At 44.8% G+C, this 14327-nt stretch carries 7 protein-coding genes; 6 read left to right on the top strand and 1 reads right to left on the bottom strand.

The window, feature by feature from the left end; genetic code table 11:
- The first annotated feature begins 7 nt into the window (after positions 1–7).
- Together pglZ and brxL are read left to right on the top strand one after the other, a co-directional pair.
- Positions 8–2527: a BREX-1 system phosphatase PglZ type A gene (gene pglZ / locus C0033_RS08165; protein WP_103227373.1), complete on the top strand. Its 2520-nt coding sequence runs from the start codon at positions 8–10 to the stop codon at positions 2525–2527.
- Between the two features lie 12 nt (positions 2528–2539).
- Complete coding sequence (gene brxL, locus C0033_RS08160) at positions 2540–4597, top strand: protease Lon-related BREX system protein BrxL (protein ID WP_103227372.1); 2058 nt, start codon at positions 2540–2542, stop codon at positions 4595–4597.
- Positions 4598–4771: 174 nt separating this feature from the next.
- Here brxL and C0033_RS08155 read toward each other — a convergent pair whose 3' ends face one another.
- Complete coding sequence (locus C0033_RS08155; protein ID WP_103227371.1) at positions 4772–9016, bottom strand: 2-hydroxyacyl-CoA dehydratase; 4245 nt, start codon at positions 9014–9016, stop codon at positions 4772–4774.
- A 450-nt stretch (positions 9017–9466) separates the two neighbouring features.
- Here C0033_RS08155 and C0033_RS08150 point away from each other — a divergent pair, with 450 nt between their 5' ends.
- From C0033_RS08150 to C0033_RS08135, 4 genes are all read left to right on the top strand, one after another.
- A complete protein-coding gene (locus C0033_RS08150) occupies positions 9467–10408 on the top strand; it encodes a magnesium transporter CorA family protein (protein ID WP_103227370.1) in 942 nt (313 codons plus the stop codon).
- Between the two features lie 31 nt (positions 10409–10439).
- Positions 10440–11264 (top strand): hypothetical protein, encoded by an 825-nt coding sequence (locus C0033_RS08145; protein WP_347501063.1) that lies wholly within the window; start codon positions 10440–10442, stop codon positions 11262–11264.
- A gap of 22 nt (positions 11265–11286) precedes the next feature.
- Complete coding sequence (gene pyk / locus C0033_RS08140) at positions 11287–12723, top strand: pyruvate kinase (protein ID WP_103227368.1); 1437 nt, start codon at positions 11287–11289, stop codon at positions 12721–12723.
- A gap of 123 nt (positions 12724–12846) precedes the next feature.
- Entirely contained in the window at positions 12847–14112 is a 1266-nt protein-coding gene (locus tag C0033_RS08135) for a diaminopimelate decarboxylase (protein ID WP_103227367.1), read from the top strand.
- Positions 14113–14327: the final 215 nt, after the last annotated feature.

Here is a 14327-nt window from a genome sequence, read left to right as displayed (position 1 = left end):
GTAGCGTATGGCAGAACTAAACTTTAAACAAATAATAGATCGCCTGAATGCAGAGTTTACCGGGGAAACCCGGAAACTCGTATTCTGGTATGATGATAAAGCTGACTTTGCTGAGGATATTGATACTGTTCAGCTGGATAATGCCAAGCTGTTAAAACTGAAACCAGATAATCAGTTTCAGATAAAGTATTTCTTGGAGCGTCAGGATACCACAACAAATTATCTGATTTATGCTCCATTCTCAAAACCAGATGTCAGAGAAAATCATTTGGAAGATACTATGCTGTATTCCAAACGTTTCTATGCAGACCGGGCATCCTTGCTCTCTGTTGACCTTGGAATTGAAGAAAAATATAAGCATGTGATTGAGAAACACATTAAATTCTTTGCCAATAAAGACCGTACTCAGCGGTTCTACGACTTGGAAATTGAGAATTTCAATGAAGATAATATCCTAACTGGGCTAATGAGTGCAGTATGTCGTACCAAAACCTGTTCCTTTGATGAAGTGGTTCGTGTCCTTCTTACAGATGACACATTGGAAGACAATAAATTCATCGCAGAGTTCGACAAATATGAACTGCTTCCTGTATTCTGGAAGTTCTGTGAACAACAATTTGGGTATGCTGATCCGAAGCCTTCCTTGGAAAAATTGGTCGTAACTATGTTCGTGACTTATGCGGAAAAGTATATTCAGAAGGAAGTTCCAAAGGGCTGGAGGTCCTTCATTTCCTATAAGGCCGGTAATATCATTGCTTTCTTAGACAGCTTGATGAACAATATGCTCTATCGTGAACGTTATGATGAATTATCTGCTCATGTAGCTGCCGGTTTGAATGTTGCATCTGCTTTGGAAGATTATGATCCCGAAACATTGGTAGAGTGTGATTCCTTTGCACAGATTGATCTCATGATTATGAAATGGCTCATAGGTCGTTTACTGGCAGAGGATACCGGAGCAAAACTTGGCAATCATTCGATAACAGAAGTATGTGAGATGCGTTTGAAGATGCACTTTGGAGAACGCTTTGCCGCTTCGTATGATTTGCTAAGAAGTGCATACAGCATTGTAATTACGGTGAATTATCAGGCTCCAAACGGATTTAAAGCAATGACTGACCGGTACTGCAGTAGCGATTGTCTTGTTGATACGGCATACCGTCACTTTTACACTTCATATGATAAGTTGGAGGATACCGGTGCCTTTGAGCAGTTGCGTGATTTGATAGAGAACATCTACACCAATGAATACCTTGGTAAACAGCTTCCAAGTTGGAATGCCGGTATTGTTGGAGAAGATGCCCTTTCTGCACTTCCTCTGCAGCGAGATTTCTTTAGCAGATATGTGAAATACAACAAAGACAGAACCGTTGTTATTATCTCTGATGCCATGCGTTACGAGGTTGGGCGAGAATTGTTTGTGAAAATGCAGGACGATCCTAAATGTACTGCAAAGATAGAATCGATGCTCAGCACCCTTCCTTCCTACACTCGCCTTGGAATGGCCGCTTTGTTGCCACATAGCTCCTTGGAGCTTACGGATGATGGCAAAGAATTGGTGGATGGTGTCTATTGTACAGACACTGTATCCAGACAGACTGTTCTGCAAACGGCTGTCAAAGATAGCTGTTGTGTGCAGTTTGATGAAATCAAAAATATGAAAAAAGCTGGTCTGCGTGAGATATTCACTGGTAAGCAGGTTGTATATATCTATCATGACCATATTGATGTTCGTGGAGAACACATGGAGGATGAAGTCTTCGCTGCCTGTGAGGAAGCCATCACAGAGATTTATGATTTGATACACAAGATTGCAACCAACGCAAACTCCCTCCACTTTATCGTTACTGCAGATCATGGCTTTATTTATAAACGTGACAAGGTGACAGAAAGCGACAAGATTGGTGGCGTAACCGACAAGAACAGCATTGTAAAACGCCGTTATATTGTATCAAAGCAGCCAGTTCAGGATGATGGCATTCACAATCTTGGCTTGGGATATATTCTTGGCAATAATGATGGAAAGATTGTATCCTTCCCTTGCAGTACCAGTGTATTTAAAACACCGGGCAGTGGTGGTCAGAATTATGTTCATGGTGGCTCTTCGCCACAGGAAATGATGGTTCCGGTTATCGACATTAAGATGGAAAAAGGCCACATGGAAACCAGAACGGTTCAAATCATGATGGTAAGCCTTATGCAGAAAATCAGCAATTTGATTACTACATTAGACTTCATCCAGTCTGATCCGGTCAGCGATGTGGTGAAAGGAACCAGCTTTAAGCTGTACTTTGTATCAGAAGATAACGAACGTATCTCCAATGAGAATATCTATGTTGCAGACAAACGTGACGCAGATGCACAGAAGCGTATCTTCCGTATGCGGTTTACATTTAAGAACAAGAAATATGACAAGGACAAGTACTATTATTTGGTGGCTTATGATGAAAGTAATGACTTGGAAGTATTCCGTCATGCAGTAGTCATGGACTTGGCTTTCTCTGATGATTTTGGATTTGGAATTTAAGGGGGTGTATTCATGTTTGATGAAGCACAGGATGAATTGGAGCAGATGCACCAGAAACTGCGAGACAATTTTGCAGGTAAAATAGTCCGCAAAGATTTGACAAAGAAAATCAAAGAAGGAGCTAATGTTCCGGTTTATGTATTGGAATACCTCCTTGGTATGTATTGTTCTTCTCAGGATGATGAAGAAATTGCTGCCGGCGTAGAGAATGTTAAAAAGATACTGGCAGATAACTTTGTTCGCCCTGATGAAGCACAGAAAATCTTATCTATGCTGAGACAAAAAGGCAGTTATACTGTCATTGATAAGATTACTGTAAACTTGAATATTAAGGTAGACTGCTATGAAGCTGAGTTTTCTAATCTTGGATTAAAAAATATTCTTGTTGGAGAAGAATACCCCACTCAATATGATCGACTGCTTTGTGGTGGTATTTGGTGTATTGTGCAGCTTGATTACGAATACATAGAAGAGGATAAGAAAAACGGTTATCCAATCAAAATTCGCAAGCTAAATCCAATTCAGATGCCTCATGTTGATATTGACGAACTGAAAGCAGCTCGTCAGGCCTTTACGCAGGATGAATGGATTGACCTCATGCTTCGTTCTATTGGCATGGAGCCTACAACACTTACTGTTCGTGAAAAGTGGCTGCTTCTTGCTCGTATGCTGCCATTGGTAGAAAACAACTTTAATCTTTGTGAGTTGGGGCCAAGAAGCACTGGTAAGTCCCACCTCTACAAAGAAATTTCACCAAACTCAATACTGGTTTCCGGTGGACAGACTACGGTTGCAAATCTGTTTTATAACATGGGAAGAAAGACGGTCGGTCTTGTTGGCCTGTGGGATTGTGTTGCTTTTGATGAAGTAGCTGGTATTAACTTCAAGGATAAAGATGGTATCCAGATTATGAAGGATTATATGGCATCAGGCTCCTTTGCTCGTGGCAAGGAAGAAAAAGCAGCTTCGGCATCTATGGTATTTGTCGGGAACATCAACCAAAGCGTAGATGTGCTTTTAAAAACATCCAGTTTATTTGATCCGTTCCCTACCGAAATGGGCACGGATACGGCTTTCTTGGATAGAATTCATTGCTATATACCGGGCTGGGAAATTCCCAAATTCCGTCCTGAGCATTTTACAAATGATTATGGTTTCATTACTGATTATCTGGCAGAGTTCCTTCGTGAGCTTCGTAAGGAGCAGCATGGTGACGCATTGGATAAGTATTTTAGACTAGGTAAGAACCTAAACCAGCGTGATACGATTGCAGTCCGTAAAATGGTTGGTGGATTTATCAAGCTGCTTTATCCTGATGGTATTTATTCAAAAGAACAGCTGGATGAAATCATGAGCTTTTCTCTGGAAATGAGAAGGCGTGTAAAAGAACAGCTGAAAAAGTTGGGCGGTATGGAATTCTATGATGTGAATTTCTCCTATATCGACAATGGATCTTTTGAAGAGCATTATATTTCTGTTCCTGAACAAGGCGGTGGCAAACTTATACCGGAAGGAATGTGTAATCCGGGACAGGTTTATACTGTTTCACAGGGTAAGTCAGGCATGATTGGTGTGTTCCGTTTGGAATCGCAGATGCTGCCGGGTAGTGGCAAGTTGGAAAGAACCGGCCTTGGCTCTGACCGTGAACCGAAGGAAGCATCCAATACAGCATTTAATTTTCTGAAAGCCAATAGCAACAGGATTAGTGGCTCTATTAGCACAACAACAAAAGACTACATTATCAATTATCAAGATTTACAAGGAATTGGTATGACAAAAAATCTTGCCCTTCCTACATTGATTGCTCTTTGTTCTATTGCTCTTGGTAAACCTGCTGTCAGTTCACTGGCTGTTCTTGGTGAAATTAGCATCAGCGGAACCATGATTAAAGTGGATGAATTAGCAAACTCTCTGCAGGTATGTCTTGACAGCGGAGCTAAAAAGGTATTGCTGCCAATTACATCTGCTGCAGATCTCGGTGCAGTACCAGCAGAACTTGTGGGATGCTTCAATCTGATTTTCTATCAGAGTGCAGAAGATGCCGTATTTAAAGCGTTAGGGGTGGAATAAATGAGGTGGATAGGAAACTAATATACGCTTAACTCATGAAGACGTATTTGGAAGATTAATAGCTCCCATTCGCCAAAACTTTTTTATCTTTAGCTAGCCAAGCAACAGCCGGAAAGAAGGGGGCTCCCTTCTTTCCGGCGTTTCTTCCTCAGTTAAATAGAGATTTGCAGCAGATCAACCAAGATTTTTCTGTGCCGTAGCCAGCATCAGTTTGATTCTGTTTAATTGGTTCACTTCGCTAGCCCCCGGATCGTAATCCACTGCGATGATATTTGCATCGGGATGGGACCGGCGCAGCTCTTTAATCACGCCTTTGCCTACGATGTGATTGGGCAGACAGCCAAATGGCTGGGTGCAGACGATGTTGTGAACGCCGCTCTGTAAAAGCTCCAGCATCTCGCCTGTCAGGAACCAGCCCTCACCGGTCTGGTTGCCCAAAGAAACATATTCCTTTGCCATATCGGCCAGATGGCTGATGGGCGACGGGGCGTCAAAATGTTTGCTGGCCTGCAGCTCTTTTCTGGAAACCCGTCTGAAGTATTCCAACAGGGAAATTCCCATATTGCAGAGGTAAGCGGTGGAACGTTTGCCTCCCAGATAATCGGCCTTAAAGTTGCTGTTATAGAAACTATATAATAGGAAGTCTAAGAGATCGGGCATCACAGCTTCCGCCCCTTCTGCCTCCAGAAGTTCTACAATATGGTTATTGGCCAGCGGAGAAAACTTAACCAGTATCTCTCCAACAATGCCCACGCGCGGCTTTACAACGTCTCTTCTTGGAAGAGCGTCGAAATCGCGGATGATTCCGCGGATAATCCGGTTAAATTCCAGCATGGACGGAGACTTCTTGGAAAGGGACTGAATACAGCGTTCCTTCCATTTCTGATGAAGGGCGTCGGCGGAACCCGGTTCTGCTTCATAGGGGCGGGTCGCATAGAGTACTCTCATAAAGATATCGCCGTATACGACACCCTGGATTGCCTTTGTCAGCAGAGGCAGGGTGATGGAAAATCCCTGGTTCGTCTCCATGCCGTTGGCATTGACGGAAATCACCGGAATCTGCCCCATTCCCGCTTTTTCCAATGCGCGGCGGATAAATCCGATATAGTTGGATGCGCGGCATCCGCCTCCTGTCTGGCTCATGAAAATGGCCGTATGATCCAGATCATATTTGCCGGACAAAAGGGCTTCCATGATCTGCCCGATCACGATCAGGGACGGGTAGCAGGCATCATTGTTTACGTATTTCAAACCGGTGTCGATAGCGGAGCGGTTGTGATTCTGAAGCACTTCGATCTTATACCCAAAGGAGCGGATTGCCGGTTCGATCAGGTCAAAATGGATCGGTGACATCTGAGGACAGAGAAGGGTATAATCTTTCTTCATATCCTTGGTGAATTCCACCCGGTTGTACGCGCTGGACACCACATGGCGTTCATGGTGCTTCACGTCCCTTACCCGGAGCGCAGAAATCAGGGAACGGATACGGATTCTGGCCGATCCTAAGTTGTTCACTTCATCGATCTTCAAAACGGTATAGATCTTTCCTGAACCGGTCAGGATATCATTCACCTGGTCGGTGGTTACGGCATCCAAACCGCAGCCGAAGGAGTTTAACTGGATCAAATCCAGGTTTTCCGAATGTTTAACCACATCGGCGGCCCGGTAAAGCCTTGTATGGTACATCCACTGGTCAGTCACGATGATTGGACGCTCCGGCTTTCCAAGATGGGAAATGGAGTCTTCCGTCAGCACCGCGAAGCCGTAAGAGGTGATCAGTTCCGGAATTCCATGGTTGATTTCCGGGTCCACATGGTAAGGACGGCCTGCTAAAACGATTCCCCTTCGGCCGGTCTTGTTCAGATATTCGATGACCTCTTCCCCTTTTTTCTCCATATCATGACGGGAGGCTAAAAGCTCTTCCCAAGCCGCATGCGCCGCCTGGCGGATTTCTCCCCCATCGATTCCGAATTCATTTTTAAATTCCGCAACCAGCTGTTTCGTCAGAATTTCTTCGTTGGTAAATGCCATAAACGGGTTCAAAAAGCGGATATTTTTTTCCGATAACTCTTCCATGTTGTTTTTAATGTTTTCAGCATAGGAAGTTACCATCGGGCAGTTGTAGTGATTGCCTGCGTCCGGCGATTCGTTGCGTTCATACGGAATACACGGATAGAAAATGGTTTTCACACCCTGGGCGATCAGCCAGGAAATGTGTCCGTGTACCAATTTTGCCGGATAACATTCCGATTCACTGGGAATGGATTCGATTCCCAATTCATAGATATTTTTAGTCGATTGTGGAGATAATACAGTTCTGAAGCCAAGATTTTTGAAAAATGTGGCCCAGAATGGATAATTCTCATACATGTTCAGCACTCTTGGAATGCCGACCGTGCCGCGGGGCGCCTGATCCGGAGTCAGAGCTTCATAATCAAACATCCGGTGGTATTTATAATCGAACAGGTTAGGGATATCTTTTTTAACCTTTTCCTTGCCCAAACCTCGTTCACAGCGGTTTCCGCTGACAAATTGGCGTCCGCCTTCAAACTTGTTGACCGTGAGCACACAGTTATTGGTGCAGCCCTTGCATCGGGCCATGGCCGTGGTGTATTTTAAGGACAGGATCTTTTCGATCGGCAGCATGGTGGTGCCTTTTTCCGCGTCATACCGTTCACGGGCGATCAGCGCGGCGCCGAAAGCGCCCATAATGCCTGCGATGTCGGGACGGACGGCCTCACAGCCTGAGATCTTTTCAAAGCTTCTTAAAACGGCGTCATTATAGAAGGTGCCGCCCTGTACAACCACATGTTTTCCCAGATCGGACGGGCTGGTGATCTTGATTACCTTATACAGCGCATTTTTAATCACCGAATAAGCCAGGCCGGCGGAGATATCAGCTACGGAAGCGCCTTCCTTCTGCGCCTGTTTTACGTTGGAATTCATGAAAACCGTACATCTGGTGCCCAGATCGATGGGGTTTTTGGCGAATAGCGCTTCTTTGGCGAAATCCACCACGCTGTAGTTCAGGGATTTTGCAAATGTTTCGATAAAGGAACCGCAGCCCGAGGAACATGCTTCATTCAACTGAACGCTGTCAACCGTGCTGTCCTTGATCTTGATACATTTCATATCCTGGCCGCCGATATCCAGAATGCAGTCCACATCCGGCTCGAAAAATGCGGCGGCATAGTAGTGGGAAATGGTCTCAACCTCTCCTTCATCCAGCATCAGCGCCGCTTTTAGCAGGGCTTCCCCATATCCGGTGGAGCAGGAATAGGCGATGTGTGCCTTTTTAGGCAGCAGTTCATGAATCTCCGTCATGGCCTGAATAGCAGTGGCTAACGGGCTTCCATTGTTATTGTTGTAAAAATTATATAAGAGAGAACCGTCTTCCGCCACAAGGGCCACTTTTGTCGTGGTAGAACCGGCGTCGATTCCAAGAAAGCAGTTTCCCTCATAGTTCTGGATAGGCTTTGTCTTCACGTTATTATCCGCATGGCGGTCGCAGAACTCGGCATAATCGTCTTCGTCGATGAACAGCGGTTCCATACGTTTTACTTCAAATTCCATCTGAATGCCGTTTGACAGGCGGCTGATCAGTTCTTCTAACGAGACTTCATCTTCCGCAGCCATCTTGGAAGAGGCGTTCATCGCAGAACCAACCGCTGCAAAAAGATGGGAATGGTCAGGAGCGATGATCTGTTCCCCCGACAGATGGAGGGTGCGGATAAATGCTTCCCTCAGCTCGGATAAAAAGTGAAGGGGGCCGCCTAAAAATGCCACGTTTCCCCGGATTGGCTTGCCGCAGGCCAGACCGCTGATAGTCTGATTGACAACAGCCTGGAAAATGGATGCGGAAAGGTCTTCCCTGGTAGCGCCTTCATTGATTAACGGCTGAATATCCGATTTGGCGAACACGCCGCAGCGGGCCGCGATGGGATAGAGTGCTTTATAGTTTTTTGCGTATTCATTTAAGCCGGAGGCGTCGGTCTGAAGAAGCGCTGCCATCTGGTCGATAAATGAACCGGTTCCGCCGGCGCAGATTCCGTTCATACGCTGGTCAATTCCGCCTGTGAAATAGATGATCTTTGCATCCTCGCCGCCCAGTTCGATGGCAACATCGGTTTGGGGAGCATAATCCTGAAGGGCGGAAGCCACTGCAACCACTTCCTGAACAAATGAGATCTTTAAGTATTTAGCGAGTGTAAGCCCGCCCGATCCGGTGATCATAGGGCGCAGCATCATGGGCCCCAGCTTTTCAAGGCCTCGTGTCAGAAGAGTTGCCAGGGTTTCCTGGATGTTTGCATAGTGACGCTCATAATCTGCAAATAATATATTGTTATTGGAGTCTAAAATGGCGATTTTAACGGTCGTAGAACCGATATCAATGCCAAGGGTGTTATGTAATGTTGTCATATGTGCGGGGATTACCCCTGCCTCCTTTTCAAAAAAACAAGAAACGGTAAACCGCTTCTGGCGTAAAATGCATCAGTATTTTCAATTTCCATGTAAACCCATTATAATAAGAAATTACGCATACCGCCAACAGTTTAACATAGAATTGAAAATAATACAATCGGCATTGAGCGTTAAAAAAACGTAAAGAAATAATTAAATTTCGGTAGCTTTTCCAAATTGCTCCCTTTTCGTTTGACAAAAATAAGGTGAGAATCTATAATGTATAAGTCGCAGTATGCAAGTATGTTGAGAAAGGAAAGTGAAGGTATGGACAGCGGTTCGAGTTATCACGCGGAAACTGAAGACGGACGAGAACGGATACCTGCACTGGATTTCTGAATTTCCTTACGGAGTACAGTGCGGGTTGACTGATCATGCATTGTATTAAATAAGGAAAGGACAGAAAACATGATACGTATATTTAAAACGGAAGAAGGCACCATCCATCAGAAAGATGAGATGCAGACAGGATGCTGGATTGCGCTTACCAATCCTACGGCTACAGAGATATTGGAGATCGCGGATCATTATCAGATCGATCCGGATCATTTAAAGGCTCCTCTGGATGAAGAGGAACGCTCCCGTATAGAGATGGAGGATCATTATACATTGATCCTCGTTGATATTCCGGTTATTGAGGAACGGAGCGGAAAGGACTGGTATGTGACCATTCCTATGGGCATTATTACATCTGATGAGGTGATTATCACCGTTTGCCTGGAAGACACACCGATTTTAACAGCATTTATGGATGGAAGGGTCCGTGACTTCCACACCTATATGAAGACCAGGTTTATTCTTCAGATTCTGTATAAGAATGCGTCTTTATTCCTGCAGTATCTGAGAATTATTGATAAGAAGAGTGAGGTTGTGGAGCGCAAGCTTCATCAGTCTCAGAAAAATCAGGAGTTAATTGAACTTCTGGAACTGGAAAAGAGCCTGGTATATTTCACCACCTCTTTAAGGTCAAATGAAGTGGTATTTGAGAAACTGTTAAAAAATGAAAAAATCAAAAAGTATCCTGAGGATACGGAGCTTCTGGAAGATGTTATCATCGAAAACAAGCAGGCAATTGAGATGGCTAATATCTACAGCGGAATTTTAAGCGGAACAATGGATGCATTTGCCTCTGTTATTTCCAACAACTTGAATATCGTTATGAAGTTCCTGGCAACGATTACCATTGTATTATCGATTCCGACTATGGTAGCCAGTTTTTACGGCATGAATGTGAATTCAGCCGGGATGCCTTTTGCCAACAGCCCATGGGGATTTGTGATAGTACTTGGATTTGCGGCGTTTTTATCTTTGCTGGTGGCATTGATTTTTTCAAAAAAAGACCTGTTTTAAAAAGGATGATTAGATGAGTTTTTTTAACAAAATGGAACGAAAATACGGCAGATATGCGATTCATAACCTGATGAATTACATTGTGATTCTGTATGCAGTGGGAATGCTGATTCAGCAGTTGAATCCCATGTTTTATTACCAATATCTGTCGTTAGATGCGTCAAAGATTCTTCGCGGACAGGTATGGAGAATTGTCACATTTATGATAATTCCGCCATATGGAGACCTGCTTTCCAACTTGCTTATGACGTATCTGTACTATTCTCTGGGGACTACGCTGGAACGTGTATGGGGGGCATTCCGTTTTAACGTTTATTTCTTCATGGGAGTGATCGGTCACGTGCTGGCCGCTATTTTCGGATATCTTGTGTTTGGCCAGATATGGTATTTAAGCACCAAATATCTGAATCTTTCACTGTTTTTTGCGTTTGCAACCACATTTCCTAATCTGCAGTTTTTACTGTATTTCATCATTCCGATTAAGGCAAAATGGCTGGGAGTGATCTATGGAATCTCCGTAATCTGGGGATTTATCACAGGAAATACGGCGGTCAGATGTGCGATTGCACTGTCTTTAATAAACTACATTATCTTTTTCCTGATGACGCGCAATTACAATAAAGTGAATCCACGAGAGATAAAACGGAAACAGGAATTTAAAACCCAGGCCAAGATTTTACCGCAGGGCAAGACCCGGCATAAATGCGCGGTTTGCGGCCGGACTGAAAAGGATGGCGAACATCTGGAATTCAGATACTGCTCAAAATGTGAGGGCGATTACGAGTATTGCCAGGATCATTTGTATACACATCAACACGTGACCGGAAGCGGACAGCGGCCGGATCAGTTCAACTAGTTTTTGGAGGTAAATTTAAAATATGAAAAAGACCAAGATAATCTGCACTATGGGACCTAATACCAACGACAGGGAGATGCTTTATAACCTGGCAAAAAACGGCATGGACATTGCCAGATTCAATTTTTCCCACGGTGATTATGAGGAGCAGAGAGGCCGTTTAGAGCTGTTAAAGAGCGTTCGCGAAGAATTAAATCTTCCCATCGCAGCTTTGCTTGATACAAAGGGACCGGAGATCCGTACCGGACTGTTAAAAGATGATAAAAAGGTAACTCTTGTGGAAGGCCAGACCTATACTCTGACAACCCGTGAGATTATCGGAGATGACACAATCGGCCACATCAACTATTCCGGCCTGAATGAAGACGTGGTTTCCGGCAACAAGATCCTGATCGACGACGGTTTAATTGAACTGGAAGTGATGGAAGTAAGCGGAACCGATATCGTTTGTAAGGTTGTAAACGGCGGAGAACTTGGCATGAGAAAAGGCGTTAACGTGCCTAATGTTAAGATTAAGCTGCCGGCTCTGACCGATAAAGATAAAGCCGATATTAAATTCGGTATTGAAGAGGGATTCGATTTCATCGCAGCTTCCTTTGTCCGCACAGCCGACGCTGTTTACGAGATCAAAGCGATGCTGGAAGCGGCAGGCGCCAACATGAAGGTTATCGCCAAAATCGAGAATGCGGAAGGAATTGAAAATCTGGACGCCATCATTGAAGCCAGCGACGGAATCATGGTTGCCAGAGGAGATATGGGCGTTGAGATCCCTGCAGAAAAGGTTCCTTATATCCAGAAGACAATTATCCGCAAATGCAACGAGGCATGCAAACCGGTTATCACAGCGACACAGATGCTGGATTCCATGATCCGCAATCCCCGCCCGACGAGAGCCGAAGTTACCGACGTTGCCAACGCAGTTTATGACGGCACAGATGCGGTTATGCTTTCCGGTGAGACCGCTATGGGTAAATATCCGGTAGAAGCCCTGAAAATGATGGCTCAGATTGTAGAAGCTTCAGAGGGACACCTTGATTACGGCGCATACCGCATGAGAAAAGTTTCCACAGAGAATGCCCACAATATATCCAATGCAGTTTGCTACGCATCCGTTGCAACCGCTCATGACCTGGGCGCAAAGGTGATTGTAGCACCAAGTATCAGCGGATTTACAACGAGAATGCTTTCCAAATGGAGACCAAACACCATGATCATCGGCATGTCTCCAAGCGCTTGTGCAGTCCGCCAGATGCAGATTTACTGGGGCGTTTTGCCGCTTATGGCAAAACGTGCGGATTCCACGGATGAACTGATTGAAACATCCATCGAGCACCTGAAAGAGAGAAATATAGTTCAGACAGGTGATCTGGTTGTTGCCACCGCAGGAGTGGTGAGCCGCGCTAAAAGACATGAACCGGCTCCTCATACCAATATCATGAGAGTGGTTACTGTAGATTAATTATAAAAATTATTGTAATAAGTACTGGACAAGGAAGTCTGGCTTAGGTTATGACCGCATGAGCGGCTGCAGCCTTTGTCAGATTTTTTTGCCTTTAGAAGAAGGATATGAGAGGAGATCATTATGGAAAAGAAACCATTTGTAACAAAAGAACAGCTGGAAGAGATTATTCAGACTTATCCGACCCCATTTCATCTCTATGATGAAAAAGGGATTCGCAGCAACGCAAAAGCGCTGAAGGAGGCATTTTCCTGGAATCAGGGTTTTAAGGAGTACTTTGCGGTAAAGGCCACTCCAAATCCATTCATCTTAAAGATTTTGAAAGAGTATGGCTGCGGAACGGACTGTTCTTCGGAAACAGAACTGATGATGTCGGAGGCCTGCGGATTTAAGGGGCATGACATTATGTTTTCATCCAATGATACTCCCCTCGATGAATTTAAGTATGCGGATGATCTGGGAGCCATCATCAATCTGGACGATATCACCCATATCGAGGGATTGGAGAAAGCGGTGGGGAGAATCCCGGAAACCATCAGCTGCCGCTATAATCCGGGCGGAATATTCCGGATGAGCAACGGGATTATGGACAACCCCGGAGACGCCAAATACGGGATGACGACAGAGCAGATTTTCGAAGCTTACAAAATTCTTAAATCCAAAGGCGCGAAAAATTTCGGAATCCATGCATTTTTAGCCAGCAACACGGTGACCAATGAGTATTATCCGCTGCTGGCAAAGGTGCTCTTTGAACTGGCGGTCCGCCTCCAGAAGGAAACAGGCGCGAAGATCAGATTCATCAACCTGTCAGGCGGAATCGGCATCCCTTACCGCCCGGATCAGGAGCCCAATGATATCTATGCCATCGGAGAGGGCGTGAGAAAGGTGTATGAGGAGATTCTGGTTCCGGCCGGAATGGGCGATGTGGCTATCTACACGGAATTGGGACGGTTTATGTTGGGGCCTTACGGCTGTCTGGTAACAAAAGCCATCCATGAAAAACATACCCACAAGGAATATATCGGCGTGGACGCCTGCGCGGTAAACCTGATGCGCCCAGCCATGTACGGAGCTTACCACCATATCACGGTGATGGGAAAAGAGGAAGAAGCGTGCAGCCGTAAATACGATATTACCGGCTCTTTGTGTGAGAATAACGATAAATTTGCGGTGGACCGAATGCTTCCTGAGATAGAGATGGGAGATCTGCTGGTGATCCACGATACGGGAGCGCACGGGTTTTCCATGGGATATAATTACAATGGGAAGCTGAAATCGGCGGAACTTTTGCTGAAGGAGGATGGCTCTGTGGAGATGATCAGAAGGGCGGAGACGGCTAAGGATTATTTTGCGACGTTTGATTTTTGTGATCTTTTGATGAAGTATTGATGAAATGATAAGGCGATTTACGCAAAGGGTGAAGGCATTTCGCGAAATGCCTTCACCCTTTGCGTAAAAAAATTGGGCAGAAAAAACCCCGTATTCATAAAATACGGGGTCGCTTTTCTTTAGGATTAGGATTTTTCAAAAAGGTTGGAAGGATAAATAGTTTCGTTAGTACATTTCTTATGATGGTTTTAGTATATCACAACGTCCGGGAAAAT

The organism is Clostridium sp. chh4-2 (assembly GCF_002899675.1).
Classification (GTDB): Bacteria; Bacillota; Clostridia; order Lachnospirales; family Lachnospiraceae; genus CHH4-2.
Note: the sequence above shows the minus strand (reverse complement) of the source record. Positions and strands in the feature narration are given on the sequence as shown.

Bases quoted from the DNA above. Each gene is read 5' to 3' on its own strand.
- pglZ (WP_103227373.1), top strand. From the start codon at position 8: ATGGCAGAACTAAACTTTAAACAAATAATAGATCGCCTGAATGCAGAG.
- brxL (WP_103227372.1), top strand. From the start codon at position 2,540: ATGTTTGATGAAGCACAGGATGAATTGGAGCAGATGCACCAGAAACTG.
- C0033_RS08155 (WP_103227371.1), bottom strand. From the start codon at position 9,016: ATGACAACATTACATAACACCCTTGGCATTGATATCGGTTCTACGACC.
- C0033_RS08150 (WP_103227370.1), top strand. From the start codon at position 9,467: ATGATACGTATATTTAAAACGGAAGAAGGCACCATCCATCAGAAAGAT.
- C0033_RS08145 (WP_347501063.1), top strand. From the start codon at position 10,440: ATGGAACGAAAATACGGCAGATATGCGATTCATAACCTGATGAATTAC.
- pyk (WP_103227368.1), top strand. From the start codon at position 11,287: ATGAAAAAGACCAAGATAATCTGCACTATGGGACCTAATACCAACGAC.
- C0033_RS08135 (WP_103227367.1), top strand. From the start codon at position 12,847: ATGGAAAAGAAACCATTTGTAACAAAAGAACAGCTGGAAGAGATTATT.